Source organism: Nocardia sp. NPDC004068 (assembly GCF_042874315.1).
GTDB lineage: Bacteria > Actinomycetota > Actinomycetes > Mycobacteriales > Mycobacteriaceae > Nocardia.
The window spans coordinates 263,607-279,339 of record NZ_JBIAMW010000007.1 but is presented as its reverse complement, the minus strand read 5'-3'; the positions used below and the strand labels follow the sequence as shown (position 1 = coordinate 279,339).

The 15,733-nt window shown below is 70.7% G+C and carries 11 protein-coding genes; 8 read left to right on the top strand and 3 right to left on the bottom strand.

Annotated elements, in window-relative coordinates:
* From ACFYTQ_RS20095 to ACFYTQ_RS20080, 4 genes are all read left to right on the top strand, one after another.
* Entirely contained in the window at positions 1–987 is a 987-nt protein-coding gene (locus ACFYTQ_RS20095; RefSeq protein WP_387362798.1) for a PPE domain-containing protein, read from the top strand.
* Complete coding sequence (locus ACFYTQ_RS20090; protein WP_387362797.1) at positions 987–1,799, top strand: ESX secretion-associated protein EspG; 813 nt, start codon at positions 987–989, stop codon at positions 1,797–1,799. The genes ACFYTQ_RS20095 and ACFYTQ_RS20090 overlap by 1 nt, the downstream gene beginning before the upstream one ends.
* An 88-nt stretch (positions 1,800–1,887) precedes the next feature.
* Positions 1,888–2,208, top strand: a complete 321-nt coding sequence (locus tag ACFYTQ_RS20085; protein WP_387362795.1) for a WXG100 family type VII secretion target — start codon at positions 1,888–1,890, stop codon at positions 2,206–2,208.
* A gap of 50 nt (positions 2,209–2,258) precedes the next feature.
* Positions 2,259–2,552 (top strand): WXG100 family type VII secretion target, encoded by a 294-nt coding sequence (locus tag ACFYTQ_RS20080; RefSeq protein ID WP_387362793.1) that lies wholly within the window; start codon positions 2,259–2,261, stop codon positions 2,550–2,552.
* 64 nt (positions 2,553–2,616) lie between these two features.
* On the opposite strand, the gene eccE is transcribed toward ACFYTQ_RS20080, so the two are convergent.
* A complete protein-coding gene (gene eccE, locus ACFYTQ_RS20075; protein WP_387362792.1) occupies positions 2,617–4,428 on the bottom strand; it encodes a type VII secretion protein EccE in 1,812 nt (603 codons plus the stop codon).
* 101 nt (positions 4,429–4,529) lie between these two features.
* Between eccE and eccB the strand changes: the two genes are divergently transcribed.
* On the top strand, positions 4,530–6,032 hold the full coding sequence (gene eccB / locus ACFYTQ_RS20070; RefSeq protein WP_387362790.1) for a type VII secretion protein EccB: 1,503 nt from the start codon (positions 4,530–4,532) through the stop codon (positions 6,030–6,032).
* Positions 6,033–6,131: 99 nt separating this feature from the next.
* Here the strand turns inward: eccB and eccA are convergent, their stop codons facing one another.
* Positions 6,132–7,964: a type VII secretion AAA-ATPase EccA gene (gene eccA, locus ACFYTQ_RS20065; protein ID WP_387362788.1), complete on the bottom strand. Its 1,833-nt coding sequence runs from the start codon at positions 7,962–7,964 to the stop codon at positions 6,132–6,134.
* A 215-nt stretch (positions 7,965–8,179) separates the two neighbouring features.
* Here eccA and eccD point away from each other — a divergent pair, with 215 nt between their 5' ends.
* The 3 genes from eccD to eccCa are packed head-to-tail and all read left to right on the top strand — an operon-like array spanning position 8,180 to position 15,112.
* Positions 8,180–9,655 (top strand): type VII secretion integral membrane protein EccD, encoded by a 1,476-nt coding sequence (gene eccD / locus ACFYTQ_RS20060; protein WP_387362786.1) that lies wholly within the window; start codon positions 8,180–8,182, stop codon positions 9,653–9,655.
* The gene (gene mycP, locus ACFYTQ_RS20055) at positions 9,652–11,055 is read left to right on the top strand and encodes a type VII secretion-associated serine protease mycosin (RefSeq protein WP_387362784.1); all 1,404 of its coding nucleotides are present in this window, start codon (positions 9,652–9,654) and stop codon (positions 11,053–11,055) included. The genes eccD and mycP overlap by 4 nt, the downstream gene beginning before the upstream one ends.
* Before the next feature lie 13 nt (positions 11,056–11,068).
* On the top strand, positions 11,069–15,112 hold the full coding sequence (gene eccCa, locus ACFYTQ_RS20050) for a type VII secretion protein EccCa (RefSeq protein WP_387362782.1): 4,044 nt from the start codon (positions 11,069–11,071) through the stop codon (positions 15,110–15,112).
* Positions 15,113–15,159: 47 nt separating this feature from the next.
* Here eccCa and ACFYTQ_RS20045 read toward each other — a convergent pair whose 3' ends face one another.
* On the bottom strand, positions 15,160–15,720 hold the full coding sequence (locus ACFYTQ_RS20045; protein ID WP_387363094.1) for a GNAT family N-acetyltransferase: 561 nt from the start codon (positions 15,718–15,720) through the stop codon (positions 15,160–15,162).
* Positions 15,721–15,733 lie beyond the last annotated feature (13 nt).

The window sequence follows — 15,733 nt, the reverse complement described above, 5'->3', positions numbered from 1 at the left end:
ATGATCGAACCACCGAAGCCCGGATTCACCGGGGTGGTCTGGGAGGCGCGCGAGGCCGGGAAACTGGCCACCGACCTCACGACCGGCCCCGGTCCGGTGCCCATGGCCGAGGCGGGTGCGGCATGGGCCCGCCTGGCCGCGGCCTTCGGCGCGGCGGTGGTCGAATACGAGGTGATCCTCACGGCGTTGCGCGGGGCCTGGCAGTCCAGCGCGAGTGACGCGGTGCACGAACGCATCACGACCCTGCGGGACTGGCTGGGCGATACGGCCGGTGCGGCCGCGAACAATTCGGCGCGCGCCGAGGCGCAGGCCGCGGCCTACGAACTCGCGCGGCTGACCATGCCCAACGCCGGGGAGATCGCCGCGCTCGAGGCGGTGCAGCGCTCGATCGAGCAGATCGGCACGGCGATGGGCGCGCCGATCAAGGCCGTGGCGGCGGCGACCGACACCGAGGCCGACGCGGCCAAGGCGACCGCCTCCCGCGTGATGCGCACCTACGAGGCCGCCACCGAACCGCTCGCGACGCCGTGGACGCACGTCGATCCGCCGGAACTGACCGCGGGTACCTCGCTCGCCGCCGAGCAGGCGGGCGCCCCCGCCGCCGGGCCCGCCGCGATCACCGGCATGAGCGGTATGCCGACGCTGCCCACCGGCGGCTTCCCCGCGGGCGGCTTCGCGATGCCCGCGCCGATCAAGACCGCCTACCGCGCCCCGCTGCCGGTGCAGGCGGTCGAGACCACCGAAGTGCCCGTCACCCAACAGGTTTCGACATCCTCGCCGTATTCCTCCACCATGCCCGGCGCGATGGGCGGTCCCGCCGGGGCCGCCGCGTCCGCGCAGGGCGAGGAGGAACACCGCGCCGGACTCGCGCTCGAGGGCGCGGACGAGATCGGCCTCGAGGGCGGAATCGTCAGCGCCCCGGCGGTATTGGGCGCGCCCGCCACCGACACCGCCGCGCCGCGCGCGACCGGATCGGGGGCGGCCTGATGGCGACCCTGACCAATGACGAACTGTTCGCGGTGGCCCAGCGGCTCGGGGTGCAGACCCTGCCGCTGGTGCTGGCCGTCGCGCCCGCGCACGAATCGTTCGACGACTGGACCGCGGCGCAGGAGCGGGCCGTGACCACGCTGACCGACACCGGCGTGTTCGACTCCTACGGTGAGGTCGAATCCGATCTGGCCCTCGCCCTGCACGCGCTGACCCAGCCCGAGCGGGAGCTGGTCGCTCGAATCTTCCTGGCGGGCAACGACTCCGGCGAACCCGCCCGGGTCGTGCGGGTGTGCGTGGTGCGGCGCGGGGAACAGCACGCGTTCGCGGTGCGCACCGGCGACAGCTTCGCCATCGAGCCGGTGTGGGCGGACGGATCCGGCGCCGCGCTGGCCCGGCCGATCCTGACCGCGCTGGGCGCGTGCGCCCCCGCCGAGGTGGCCAACTTCAGCGCGCCCGCCGACGAACTGAGCGAGCGGCTCGACGCCGCGGCGACCGCGAGCGACTACGCCGACACGTTCTACGCCCTCGGCGTGCCCGACCGCGACGCCACCGTGCTGGGTTCGGCCTTCGCGTCGTGTCACGCCTTCGCCGAGATCGTGGCCTACGCCCACGACGACGGCATCGCCACCGGATCCTCCGGCGCGGTCGCGGTGTACGACACCGACCGCGGCCGGATCGTCGCCGCCCCGGGGCTGGCTCCGGATCAGCGGATCTGGTCCACCGTCACACCGGGCACGGATCACCGGATCGCGCAGGCGATTTCGGCCCTGATCGAAATGCTGCCCGGGGGGAGGTGGCTGCAACCGTAATTGTCGCGAATCCAGACGTGATTTCCCCGATTCGGTGGAAACGCACCGACCATTCGAAAAGTACATCCATGACGAAAGGGTCTGAAAAATGGCAGGCGCAGTAGGTGTAGAAGCTGGTGGCGTAGACAAAGTCGTCAGCAATATGGAGTCCTCGATCAACAACCTTCGCACCTCGGTGAAGGCGATCGACGACGCCGCTCAGGCGGTTCGGCGTGGCTGGAAGGGCGACGCCAACGACGAGTTCATGAAGGTTTCGGCGGACTGGCACGACGAGGCCGAGGCGCTGAACAAGAAGCTCGACCAGCTGCAGGACGCGGTCAACTCGGGCAAGAACACCATCGTCAGCATGGACCAGCAGGGCCTCAGCGGCGCCGGGGCCAGCAGCGGCGGCGGCTACACCAACCTGTAAATCGCTGCCCCGGTAGCGGTTCGGTCAACCATCGACAGAAGGAACTGAGCATGACGATTCTCTACGATCCGGGCGCGATGAACGAGCTGTTCAGCGACCTGCAGAACCACGGCGGCAAGATGCGCGGCGAGATCGACGCGCTCGAGGGCGCCGCCAACGATTTCCGCGCGAACCTGCAGGGTGACAACGCCATCGAGAACTTCAACACGGCGCACAAGAACACGTCGACGGAGTTGGGCGACACCCTGGACAAGCTGGACCGGCTGGCCGCCGCGGTCGAGAACGCGCTGCACCGCGCGCTCGAGGCCGACGGCAAGGTCGGTGACGGCTTCGCCGGTTTCTGAGTTCGCCGAACCACTCGGCGGCCCGGTCGGAGGAGACTCCGGCCGGGCCGCTGTCGTTCCCGGGTTACCGTGTGGCAACCAGGGATTCGCCGATGTACTGCATCTCGTCGGGCGTGGTGACCATGTAGACGGTCGCGGCCGCGGCGGGGGTGCGCACGGTGATGAGGTTCGGCGTGGCCGCGTCTTGGGTCAGCGTCACATCCGCCTCGAACGGGGCGGCGGCGTCGTGCGGGCCGCGCACGTAGAGGATTGTCGCTCCGCCGGGCAGGGCGGTGGGCGCGATCCCGTCGAACACCACCACCGTGGTCTGCGGATAGGGCGAACCGGGCTGCGCGGGCGGGGTGGGTGGCCGCTGGCTCGCCGCCGCCGAGCGTGGCGCGATCGAAAGGGCGTGCGGCGCCGCCACTCCCGAGACCATGGTGTGCCACGCCTCGGGACGCACGGTGTGTACGACGGTGGTGGCGCCCAGCGCGATCGCCCGCAGCACCACCTGCTGCGCGAGGTCCAGCGCGCCGACGACCTCCAGGTGGCGGGTGCCCTCACCGATCAGCGGCACCGCGATGGCGCGACCGGTCTGGTCGGCGCCGATGAGCTGGCCGCAGCCCGCGGTGGGCACGGTGATGTCGGCGAGCGCGTCCAGGGGACCGCGATTCTCGTCGCCCTGGGCGCGGCCCGGGGTGCCGGTGGGCAGCGTGTCCAGCAGGGCGCGCAGCTGCTGGCCGGGCAGGCGGCGCAGGCCCGGCAGCGGCGGGCCGTCCGGGGCGGCCACGGTGTCGAAGCGGACCACGGCGGTGAGGGCGATCAGGGTGCGCTCGTCCTCGCGGTGGCCGGGCCGCGGCTCGATCGGCCGCAGCCGCAACGTGATCGTCGTCGACAGGCTCGGGGTCGCCCAGATCTCGGCGAAGCCCCGCGAGGTGATCAGCTCCTTGCCGATGGCGTAGCTGGTGAGATGCATTCCCTCCGAACGCAATGAGCCCGGGGTCTCGGTGAGCCGGTCCAGCGCGACCGCGCGGGTCATCTGGCGCACCGCGGAGTTGATCTCGCCCGCGGTCAGGACCGCGGTGGTGATGTCGCGGGCGGCCAGCCGGTTGGCCACGCGGCGGGTCGCGATGATGGCCGTGCGCAGCGCCCCGCCGCCGCCCCCGCCGCGGTTGTCCACGGCCTCGGCGTTGGCGAGCGGGTCCAGCCGCAGCACCAGCCACACCGTGCGCCGGGCGACGGCGGGCAGCGGGCCGAGGATGCGGTCGTAGAGCCAGGCCACCGGGCCGTTGCTCGCGGTCCGCGCGCCGGTGCTGATGATGTCGATCGACGACAGCGTGATGTCGAATTGGGTGAGGCTGCCGGCGATCTCGGTGAGCGGCAGCATCTGCTCGGTGCCCAGCGAACCGGGCCGCAGGAACGTCATGGTGTCCGGCGGCGGCTCGATGCGCAGCATGGTCACCACGTGGTCGCCGTCCCAGCGCACGCCGTAGCTGCCGCCCTCGGGCAGCGGCACGTCGAAGGCCGGGGCCGGTTCGGCGCCCGGATCGTGTTGCAGCCGGTACCAGCGGAAGGCCAAGGCGGCGGCCACCATTCCGGCCAGTGACCGAGGGGCCTTGCGGCGCACCGGAACCAGGCCCAGCGCCACCACCACGACGCCGATCGCGGCGATCGCCCACAGCGGCAGGTCGAAAACCGTTGCCACCCAGGTGGCCAGGGCCGCCAGCAGCAGCACCGGCAGCACCACGTGCAGCGGGAAGTCGCGGAACAGCCAGAAGTCCTCGTCGCGCAACGCCGCCTGTGATCGTGCGGCGCGACCCGGGCCCTCGGGCGATCCGGCGGGGGGAATGGGATCTGCGGCGCGCGGGCCGGTGTACACGATCGCTTCTTCGACCACGGTTACCGGTCTTTCACAGTGTCGTTCAGAGGGTTCGCGAATACGTTACCCGTTCCCGCCGCGGGTGGCGGGGTGGCTCCGGGACCACATAGTCTGATCCCGTGCCCGCACAGTTGACCACTCGTCAGCAGGTCAACGGCTACCGTTTCCTGTTGCGACGGCTCGATCACGCTCTGGTCCGCCGGGATGTGCGCATGTTGCACGACCCGATGCGGTCCCATTCCCGTTCCCTGATCATCGGCGCGATCCTGGGCCTGCTCGTGGTGGCGGGCGCGGCGATCCTGGCATTCCTGCGCCCGCAGGGTGCGATCGGCGACGCGCACATCGTGATGGGCAAGGACAGCGGCGCGCTCTACGTCGTCATCAAGGACAAGAGCGGCAACACCACGCTGCATCCGGTGCTCAATCTGGCCTCGGCGCGGTTGATCAGCGGCAGCAACGAATCGCCGACCTCGGTGAAGGACAACAAGCTCGGTTCGCTGGCGCGCGGCCCGCTGCTCGGCATTCCCGGTGCGCCCGTGGCACTTCCGGGTTCCGGGCAGGGCGCGCGATCGGACTGGACGCTGTGCGAATCGGTGAAGCTGTCGGCGACCGGGTCGCTCACCAGCGGCGCGGGCACCACCACGACGGTGCTGGCGGGATCGCCGGAGTTGGGTCAGCGCTCGCGCGCGGCGAATCCGGGCGAGGCGGTGCTGGTGCGCCACAACGACAAGACCTATCTGGTCTACGACGGCAAGCGGGCCGAGATCGACACCGCCAACTCGGTGGTGGCCCGCACGCTGAACCTGGGCGCGCGGGCGGCCCGGCCGGGCGGCACGGGGCTGCTCGACGCGGCGGTCGCGGTGCCGCCGATCGCGCCGCCCGCGATCCCCCGGGCCGGGGAGCCGGGGCCGGGCAAGTTGTCGAATGTGCCTGTCGGCGGGGTCGTTTCGGTGGCCGCGGTCGAGGGCGGCGGGCGTCCGGACCTGTTCGTGGTGCTGGCCGGCGGGGTGCAGCGCGTCGGGCCGTTCACCGCGCAGCTGCTCCGCAACGCCGACTCGCACGGGATGAGCGAGATCAAGACGGTGCCGCCGGACGCGCTCGACGGGGTGCCCACGATCTCCGACCTGCCGATCGCCCACTTCCCGACCGAGGTCCCCAAGGTGATCACGGCCGAGGAGGCGCCCGTGGCGTGTGTGGCGTGGGGCAAGAGCGCGGGCACGGTCTCGCCGCAGGCGCAGACCGCCGATCCGACCGATCGCGCGGAGGTGCGCCTGCTCGTGGGTTCGCGTCTGCCGCTGCCGGATTCGGCCAAGCCGGTCGAGCTGGCCTCGTCCTCCGGTTCCGGCGAGCACGTCGACAACGTCTACATCCGCCCGTCCACCGGCGAATTCGTGCAGACCACGGGCATGGAGTCGGGCAGCGTCCGCCGCGACAGCCTGTTCTACATCGGCGACAACGGCGTCCGCTACGGCGTCCCCGACATGAAGACCGCGCAGGTCCTCGGTCTGGGCACCAGCCCGCACCTGGCCCCGTGGGCCATCGTCGGCCAACTCGTCCCGGGCCCCACCCTGTCCCCCCAGGACGCGTTGACCAGCTACGACACCCTGCCCGCGAGCCGCTGAGGGCCTACCCCCGGCCTTTCGGTCCCAAGCCCCTGGTCCTGGACCGCTCCTCCTGGTCCTGGACCGCCCCTTCTGGTCTTGGACCGGGCGAAGCCCGGTTCAGGAACGGTTCCCCAAACCCAAAGAGGTGAGGACGGTTTCGAGGGCCGTGCGCATATCGGGCTCCTCGATGCGCATGAGGACGGATTCGTCGACCTGACTCAGGTCGAGGGATTCGTCGTTGGCCAGGCGGAATTCGCGTTCCTCCTCGGCGGCCTCGATGACGTTGCGGACGAAGCGGCCGTTGCCCGCGAGGTCGACGCCGCGCCGGGGCTGGCCGCTCTGGTCGGTGCTCTCCATCGCGTAGAGGCGGGAGCAGACCTCGACGAGGGCCGACTGGGCCTCGGCGGACAGTTCGGAGTCGCGGGCCTTCGCGATGACCTGACCGATCCGGCCCAGCTCCTCGGCGGTGTAGGAGGGGAATTGCAGGCGCTTCGAAAAGCGGGACGCCAGACCGTCGTTGGCGGCCAGCAGGCGATCGATCTCGCCGTCGTATCCGGCGATGATCACCACCAGGCGGTCGCGGTCGTTCTCCATCCGGGCCAGCAGGGTGTCGACGGCCTCGCGGCCGAACGCGTCCCCGCCGGAGAGGCCGGTCTGGATCAGCGTGTACGCCTCGTCGATGAACAGCACGCCGTCGATGGCGCTGTCGATGAGCTTGTCGGTCTTGATGGCCGTGCTGCCCAGGTGCTCGCCGACGAAGTCCATGCGCTTGGCCTCGACGACTTTGTCGGTCTTGAGCAGGCCCACGCCGCAGTAGATCTTGGCGACGATGCGGGCGATGGTGGTCTTACCGGTACCGGGCGGGCCGGTGAACGCCAGGTGCTGGCCGCGCGGCGCGCTGGCCAACCCCTTCTCGGCGCGGATCTTCGCCAGCGTCGCCGACGATTGCAGCTTGGCCACCTGGGTTTTCACCGCTTGCAGGCCGATCTGCCGGTCGAGTTCGGCGCGGGCCTCCTCGAGGATGCGCTTGGCGCGGTCCTGGGTCTCGGCCTGTTCGATCGACTCCAGCGACGGCGCGGACGCGGGATCCCAACGGTCGGTGCGGGATTCGATCGACTCCTTGGTGGTGACGGTCAAGCGGTAGGTCCGGTCGCGCATGGCCTCGGTGTTCGCGGCGAAGTCCGGCGCCTGCGAGTACACCTTCTCGAACAGTCGCTGCGCCTCGTCCTCGTTGCCCATCTCGCGCAGGCACAGACCGCGGCAGAACATGGCCGTGGTGCGCGCGGCCGGAATCGGGCCCTGCTCGGCCAGTTCCATGCGGCGGATCGCCTCGGCGAACAGGCCCAGCTGCGCGCAGGCCGAACCGACCATGACGTGCGCGCCCGCCGCCATGTACGGATCGTCCCAGTCGGCCGAACCCGACAGCACGCTCATCACGTCGGGCCAGCGCTGGGTGTTGTAGTGCAGCACGCCGCGCACGTACGCGGCGATGCGGCCGTCGGCGACCGCGTCGGCCCCGCCGCCCGCCCGGCGCTGGTACTCGGCCAGCTCGTCGAGGACCCGCACGGCCTCGTCGTATTCCTTGTCCGCGATCAGCTGCGCGGCCTGGGCGACCCAGATCTCGGTGTAGTTGGACAGCGGGTAGTCGATGTAGAGCCCGGTCATGAAGCGCCCGGCCAACTCTCGCGGGCGCAGCCCGAGGCGGCGCTGCTCGCGGTACAGCGACGAGCCGCTGGTGCGGAAGAGGTTGCCCAGCACCTCCCTGGTTACCTCACCGGCCGCCGCCCGGCCGAGCCAGGCGTCGCACATCGTGGGATCCCATTCGGTCGCCCGTTGGAAGGCGAGCTTCGCGTAGTCGAGATCGCGCGTCGACTCCTGCCCGTCGATGGCCAGACCCAGCGACAGGACTCCCGCGTCGAAGGCGCGTTGTGCTTGGCGGTTGCCGGTCATTGCTGTCGATCCCCGAATTTTTCTGTTGTCGGAACGATTTCCTACACCTACCGACCAGCCTACCGATAGCGCAGGTCCGGGCTGTCCGATACAGTAGTTTTCGCGGCCGGAGGGTGGCAATGTGAGATCGTCGACGGGGTGAAAGTGATTCTGCCGGTACGGAGATCGTTCAGCGCACGACAAGGGTCGGTCGAGACTCCGGAGTTGGCGCGGAATTGACCACGCCAGCCATCGGCGGCCGAGCCGCCGTCGAACCCGAATTGTGCCGAGTTTCCGTCATCGGTGGGAATACCCAGCTCGATGTCGGTTTGCCCGCGTCGGTGCCGATTGCCACATTCATCGGTGAGCTTGTCGCGCTGATCGATTCGCGCAATCCCGATCCCACCGAGGCCGACGAGGACTCGGCGACGCTGCGGACCGAGCACTGGACGCTGGCCCGGCTGGGCCGCGAACCGATTCCCCCGCACCGCACCCTGACCGAGGCCGAGGTCTACGACGGCGAGCTGCTGGTGCTGCGGTCGGTGTCGGCCAAGGAATCTCCCGCGCTGTTCGACGACGTCATCGACGCGGTGTCGCGGCTGACCTCCGATTCGTTCCGCGGCTGGTCGCCCGCGTCGGCGCGGTGGACCGGCCTGGTGGCCGCGGTGGTCGCGGCCGTGCTGGCGGTGCTGCTGCTGGCGGCGAGCCGCGGGGACGGCCAGGAACTGGTTCCGGCGCTGCTGGCCACGGGCGTCGGCATCGGCGCGATGGTCGCGGCCGCGATCGCCGCCCGGCGCTACGCCGATGCGCTCACCGGCACCTGGCTCGCGCTCGCCGCGCTGGTGCTGCTGTTCGCGGGCGGCGGATTGTTCGCGCCCGGGGCGTTGGGCAGTCCCCATCTGCTGCTGGGCTTTTCGGTGCTGCTGGTCGCAGGGGTGGTGGGTTACCGCGCGACCGGGGTGGGCGCGACGCTGTTCGCGATGGCCGTCACCGGATCGGTGTTCGGCGCGGTGGCCGCAGCGGTCCGGATGATCTGGGAGCCCGCGTTCCCGCGCATCGCGGCCGGGCTGTTGGTCGGCGCGCTGATCGTGATCTCGTCGGTGCCGCGGCTGGCCGCGGTGCTCGCCCGGCTGCCCGTGCCGCCGGTGCCGACCGCGGGCGCGGCCATCGATCCGGCCGACCACGAACCGCGTCCGACCATCGAGGGCATCGGCGCGATCGGCGCCACCGCGCTGCCGTCGGCGGTCGGCCTGGGCCGACGTGCGGAGGCCGCCAACCGATTCCAGTCCGGCATCCTCGCGGGCGCGACCGTGGCGGCCGTCGTCGGGGCGGTCGGCGCGGCCGATCCGCTGGGCGAGGCCCGTTGGCAGGGCGTCGCGCTGGCCGTCATCACCGCGATCATCCTCGCGCTGCGCGGGCGCGCGTTCGCCGATCTCACCCAGGCGGGCACGCTGATCGCCGGGGGCGCGGTCACTTTCGCGGGGGTGTTCACCGGGCTCGCGCTCGGGGACTCGCGCATGCTGGTGCCCGCGGCGGCGGTGTTGCTCGCGTTCGCGGCCGCGGTGGTGTTCTTCGGCGTGGTGGGACCGCACATCGAGATCTCGCCCGTGCAGCGCCGCGCCGGGGAGCTGTTCGAGTATTTCCTGATCATCCTGGTGATCCCGCTGGTGCTGTGGATCATGGGCGTGTACGCGATGGCCCGCAACATATGACCGTGCCGGTCCGCGGTTGGGGGAGGATCGGCTGTGCGGCAGCGGTTCTCGCGGTCGCGTTGCTCGGCTCACCGAATCCGGCGGTCGCGGTCGCGCCCCCGGCGGTGGATCCCGGCGCGCTCGGTCCCGCGCTGGGCCTGAGCGGGCGGCCCGCCCCGCTCGAACCGACCGAGCAGCGGCTCATCTGCGCCGAGCCGATTCTGGTGGGCGGCCCGCCGCAGGAACCGCCGATCGCCCAACGCGTGCTGGATCTTCCGGCCGCGTGGCAGTTCAGCCGGGGCGCGGGGCAGAAGGTGGCGGTCATCGACACCGGCGTGAACCGGCATCCGCGGCTGGCCGCGTTGCAGTCCGGCGGCGACTACGTGGCCGACACCGACGGAACCGTCGACTGCGACGGGCACGGCACGATCGTCGCCGGGATCATCGCCGCGAGACCCGCTCCCGAGGACGGATTCGCGGGGGTCGCGCCCGACGCGGAGATCCTCAGCATCCGTCAGCTGAGTCTGGCGTATCAGCCGAAGAACCGCGGCGGCGGCCAAACCCCCGGCGCCATCACCGATTCCGGCTACGGCAATGTGCTCACCCTCGCCGCGGCGGTGGTGCGGGCCACCGACATGGGCGCCTCGGTCATCAACATCTCCGAGGTCGCCTGTTCGCCCGCCGGGGCCGACACCGCGGACGGCGCGCTCGGCGCGGCGGTGCAATACGCCTACGATCACAATGTGGTCGTCGTGGCGGCCGCGGGCAATCTACAGTCCGACGGGCCCTGTAAGACGCAGAACGAATCGACGGGATGGGCTGGGGTACAGACCATCCCGAGTCCCGCCTGGTTCGACAAGTACGTGCTGACCGTCGCCTCGGTCGATCCGGACGGCAGCCCCTCGGAACTCACGTTGCGCGGGCCGTGGATCGGGGTATCGGCGGTGGGCCGCCAGATCACCTCGCTCGACAGCAAGCCCGGCGGCGCGGGCCTGGTCAACGGCGTGCAGACCAGCGACGGCATCCGGCCCATCGAGGGCACCAGTTTCGCGGCCCCGTACGTGGCCGGGCTGGCCGCGCTCGTGCGGGCGCGGTTCCCCGAGCTGAACGCCGGACAGGTCATCGATCGGATCGTGCGCACCTCGCACGGTCCGGGTCGCGGTCGCGACGACGGCGTCGGGCACGGCATGATCGATCCGCTGGCCGCGCTGACCGCCCAGTTGCCCGCGCGCCCGGTGGACGCCGACGCCGACAAGCCCCGGGCCATCGCCGCGCCGTACGCGCCGCCGCCGCCGGACCCGCGCCCGCGCCGCTACGCGATCATCGGATCGATCACCTGCCTGGCCGCGTTGGGAATCGGTCTGGCCGTGGCGATTCCGTACCGCCGCCGGCGCGACGACGAGCCCGACACCCAGCTGTAGCACCAGAGGAGCCATGGTTACCGAAGGTTATGTGCGCCGCCCCCGGATCGCCCCGCCGCGGGCGCCCGGCGGTGAGGTGACGCTGAGCCCGCCTCCGGAGATCAGCCGCCCGATGCCCGCCCCGCTGCTGGCCCGGCTGATGCCGGTGGTGATGGTCGTGGCCGTGGTCGGCATGCTCGCCATGTTCGTGATGATGGGGAAGTCGTTGCTGGCCAACCCCTTCATGATGATGTTCCCGATGATGATGCTCATGTCGATGGTCGGCATGATGATGGGTTTCGGCCGGGCGGGCGGCCCGAAGTCGGCGGCCGAACTCAACGAGGAACGCAAGGACTACTTCCGCTATCTGGACCAGGTGCGCCGGGATGTGCGCCGCACCGGGCAGAAACAGCTCGAGGCCCTGTCGTGGAGTCATCCCGAACCCGCGGACCTGGAATCGGTGGTGGGCACGCGGCGGATGTGGGAGCGGCGGCCCAACGATCCCGATTTCGGCCACGTCCGGGTGGGGGTCGGCAGTCATCGCCTGGCCACCAAGCTGGCCCGGCCGGAGACCGGGCCGCTCGAGGATCTGGAACCGGTCTCGACCGTGGCGTTGCGCCGGTTCGTGCGCACGCATTCGGTGGTGCACGGGCTGCCGACGGCGGTGTCGCTGCGGGCCTTCCCGGCCATCAACATCGAGGGTCCGGCCGAGGACGCGCGGATGCTGGTGCGCGCGATGATCATGTCGTTCACCGCTTTTCACGGACCGGATCACGTCGCGGTGGCGATCGTGTGCGCGAATCCGGACGGCCCGGCCTGGGCGTGGGCGAAATGGCTTCCGCACCTGCAACATCCGACCATGCGCGACGGGCTCGGCTCGGCGCGCATGATGTACGGCTCGCTGGGCGAACTCGAGACCGCCCTGCAGGCCGAGCTGATGGAACGCGGTCGGTTCATGCGCAATCCGCAACCGACACAAGGGCGTACGCATCTGCTGGTCGTCATCGACGACGGTTATGTCAACGGCTCCGAGCGGCTGGTCAGCGAGTCCGGGCTGGACTCGGTGACCGTGCTCGACCTCACCGCGCCGGAGAACGGCCTGGCCGCGCGGCGCGGCCTGCAACTGGTCGTCAACGGGAGCGCGGTGAGCGCGCGCAGCGCCGCCGGTGTCGAACGCTTCGCCACCGCCGACGACGTGAGCATCGCGGAGGCCGAGACGTTCGCGCGCACGCTCGCGCGGTACCGGATCGCCACCGCCGCGCAGATCGTCAGTCTCGGCGACGAGACCCGTACCGATCCCGGACTGATGGCGCTGCTGAAGATTCCGGACGCGGCGCAGATCGAACCGGCGAAGGTGTGGCGGCCGCGCACCCCGCGCGAGCGGCTGCGGGTGCCGATCGGCGTGACGCCGGACGGCACGCCGGTGGAACTGGACATCAAGGAGTCCGCCGAATACGGCATGGGCCCGCACGGATTGTGCATCGGCGCAACGGGTTCGGGTAAATCGGAATTCCTGCGCACGCTGGTGCTGTCCATGGTGACCACGCATTCGCCGGACGCGCTGAACCTGGTGCTGGTCGACTTCAAGGGCGGCGCGACCTTCCTGGGGCTGGATCCGCTGCCGCACGTCGCGGCGGTCATCACCAACCTGGAAGCCGAACTGTCCATGGTCGACCGCATGCGCGACGCCCTGGCCGGTGAGATGAACCGGCGGCAGGAGCTGCTGCGGTCGGCGGGCAACTTCGCCAATGTGACCGACTACGAGAAGGCGCGCGCGGCCGGGGCCCCGCTGGATCCGCTGCCCGCGCTGTTCATCGTGGTCGACGAGTTCTCCGAATTGCTCTCGCAGAAGCCGGATTTCGCGGATCTGTTCGTGATGATCGGCCGGTTGGGCCGGTCGCTGCACGTGCATCTGCTGCTGGCCTCGCAGCGGTTGGAGGAGAACAAGCTGCGCGGGCTGGACTCGCATCTGTCGTATCGGATCGGGTTGCGGACGTTCTCGGCCAACGAGTCCCGCGCGGTGCTGGGCATCACCGACGCCTACCACCTGCCGAGCATTCCCGGTTCGGGCTATCTGAAGACCGACGCGGCGGATCCGTTGCGGTTCAACGCGACCTACGTGTCCGGGCCCTACGAGTCGCCGCGCGGCGCGGGGCAGGTCGGACTGGACGGGCGGGTCGCGGGCGGTCGACCCACGGTGTTCACGGCCGCGCCGGTCGAGGCGCTCGAGTCGCCGGAGCCGGACGAGGCGCCCTTCGATCCGCTCGCGCTGCCGGAGCCGCCGCCGCAACCGACCGCGGAGGAGGGCATTCCGAAGTCGTTGCTCGAGGTCGTGGTGAGCCGGTTGACCGGGCACGGTCGGCCCGCGCACGAGGTGTGGCTGCCGCCGCTCGACGAATCGCCGTCGGTGGACATGCTGCTGCCGGATCCGGATTGGCGGTCGCCGGTCAACCGGCACGGGCAGCTGTGGATGCCGATCGGCATCATCGACAAGCCCTATGAGCAGCGCCGCGACGTGCTGACGATCCAATTGTCCGGCGCGCAAGGGCATGTCGCGGTGGTGGGCGGCCCGCAGTCCGGTAAGTCGACCGCGCTGCGCACGATCATCATGGCCGCGGCGGCCACGCACACGCCCGAGCAGGTGCAGTTCTACTGCCTGGATTTCGGTGGCGGTTCGATGGCCGGTCTGGTCGGGCTGCCGCACGTGGGTTCGGTGGCGGGCCGCCTCGACACCGATCGGGTGCGGCGGACCATCGCGGAGCTCACCAGCCTGATGCGGCAGCGCGAGGAGCGGTTCGCCGAGCTGGGCATCGAATCGATGGCCGAGTTCCGGCGGCGCAAGTTCGCCAAGATGCGCCCGGACGGCACGCTGCCCGCGGAGGATCCGCTGGCGGAGGACCGCTTCGGCGACGTGTTCCTGGTGATCGACGGCTGGGCGACCATCCGCGAGGAGATGGACACGCTCGAACCGCAGATCAACGCCATTGCGGGACAAGGGCTTTCGTACGGCGTCCACCTCATGATCGGCGCGGCGCGGTGGGCGGAGATCCGGCCGGTGGTCAAGGATCAGATCGGCACCCGGCTCGAGCTGCGCCTGGGCGATCCGTCGGACTCCGAAATGAACCGGCGCACCGCGGCTCTGGTGCCGGTGGGGCGGCCCGGTCGCGGTCTGACGCCCGATCAGCTGCACATGTTGATGGCGCTGCCGCGGCTGGACTCCAGCACGGACGCGACGACCATGTCCGAGGGCGTGGCCGTCTCCCGCGAACAGCTCACCCAGCTGTGGGGGCCGCGGCGGGCGCCCGAGGTGCGCATGCTGCCCGGCCAGTACCCGCGCGAGGCGCTGCTCGCGCTGGCCGCCGAACGCGGCATCGTGCAGACCCCGACCCGGGTCGTCGTGGGTCTCGGCGAGAGCGAATTGGAGCCGCTGGTCCTGGATTTCGGCGCCGAACCGCATCTCATGGCGTTCGCCGACGTCGAATCCGGCAAGACCACGCTGCTGCGCAACATCGCCATGGGACTGGTCGAGAGCGCCACCCCCGAGCAGGCTCGCATCATCATGATCGACTACCGCCGCACCATGCTCGGCGTGGTCGAGGGCGATCAGCTCGCGGGCTACTCCACCTCGTCGCAGACCTGCGGCCCGATGATCGCCGAGGTCGCCGCCTACCTGTCCAAGCGCATTCCCGACGCGAACATCACCCCGCAGCAGCTGCGCGAACGCAGCTGGTGGAGCGGCCCGGAGATCTACATCCTCGTCGACGACTACGACATGGTGGTCGCGGCGAGCAACAACCCCTTCGCCCCGCTGTTGGAGTACCTGCCCCAGGCCCGCGACATCGGCCTGCACATGATCGTCACCCGCCGCATCGGCGGCGTCTCCCGCGCCCTCTACGACCCCATCCTCGGCGGCATGAAGAACATGTCCGTCGACACCCTCATCATGAGCGGCCCCCGAGACGAGGGCAAACTCATCGGCGACGTCCGCCCCACCAAACTCCCCCCGGGCCGCGGCATCCTCGTCTCCCGCAGCCGAGGCCAGGAAATGGTCCAAATCGCCTACCTCCCCCCGCTCTAGCCACCCCAGCCGCACCCCTTATTCGAATCCGCACCCCCTACAGGGCCTTACAAGAGGTGCGGATCCGGATAAAGGGTGCGGCTGGGGGTGGTGGTTACCAGTGGGGGGTGCAGCCAGGCGTCGGCTCGGCGTTCGAAGAGGGCGGTGGAGGGGCCGTCGGCCTCGGGGCCCGCGATGCGGGCGAGGCGGAATCCGGCGCGGTGGTAGTAGGCGTGCAGGTCGGTGTTGGTGGTCCAGGCGTCGAGGCGGACCCAGGTGCGGTGGGTGGCCCGCGCCTGGGCGGCGGCGTGGGAGAGCAGGGCCGAGCCGACGCCGTGGCCGGAGTGGGCGACGTCGACGATCATGTAGTGGACGATCACGGCGTCCGCCAATTCGCCTGGGGCCCACAGTCCTTCGTCGGCGCGGTCGTTGATCGTGACGGTGCCTGCCGGTTCGCCGTCGACCTCGGCCATCCAGGTCTCCCCGGCGCGCACCGCCCGACCCACCTGGCGGGCAAACCGTTCGATGGGCAGTCCCCGTCCCTGCCGTGTCCACTGATCCGAGCCTCGTTCCGCAAGCCAGGCCGTTCGCTGGAGACGAAGTCGACAGATGGTGCCGAGATCGGCCATACGGGCCTGGCGG

Bases quoted from the DNA above. Each gene is read 5' to 3' on its own strand.
- ACFYTQ_RS20095 (WP_387362798.1), top strand. From the start codon at position 1: ATGATCGAACCACCGAAGCCCGGATTCACCGGGGTGGTCTGGGAGGCG.
- ACFYTQ_RS20090 (WP_387362797.1), top strand. From the start codon at position 987: ATGGCGACCCTGACCAATGACGAACTGTTCGCGGTGGCCCAGCGGCTC.
- ACFYTQ_RS20085 (WP_387362795.1), top strand. From the start codon at position 1,888: ATGGCAGGCGCAGTAGGTGTAGAAGCTGGTGGCGTAGACAAAGTCGTC.
- eccCa (WP_387362782.1), top strand. From the start codon at position 11,069: ATGGTTACCGAAGGTTATGTGCGCCGCCCCCGGATCGCCCCGCCGCGG.
- eccA (WP_387362788.1), bottom strand. From the start codon at position 7,964: ATGACCGGCAACCGCCAAGCACAACGCGCCTTCGACGCGGGAGTCCTG.
- ACFYTQ_RS20045 (WP_387363094.1), bottom strand. From the start codon at position 15,720: ATGGCCGATCTCGGCACCATCTGTCGACTTCGTCTCCAGCGAACGGCC.
- ACFYTQ_RS20080 (WP_387362793.1), top strand. From the start codon at position 2,259: ATGACGATTCTCTACGATCCGGGCGCGATGAACGAGCTGTTCAGCGAC.
- mycP (WP_387362784.1), top strand. From the start codon at position 9,652: ATGACCGTGCCGGTCCGCGGTTGGGGGAGGATCGGCTGTGCGGCAGCG.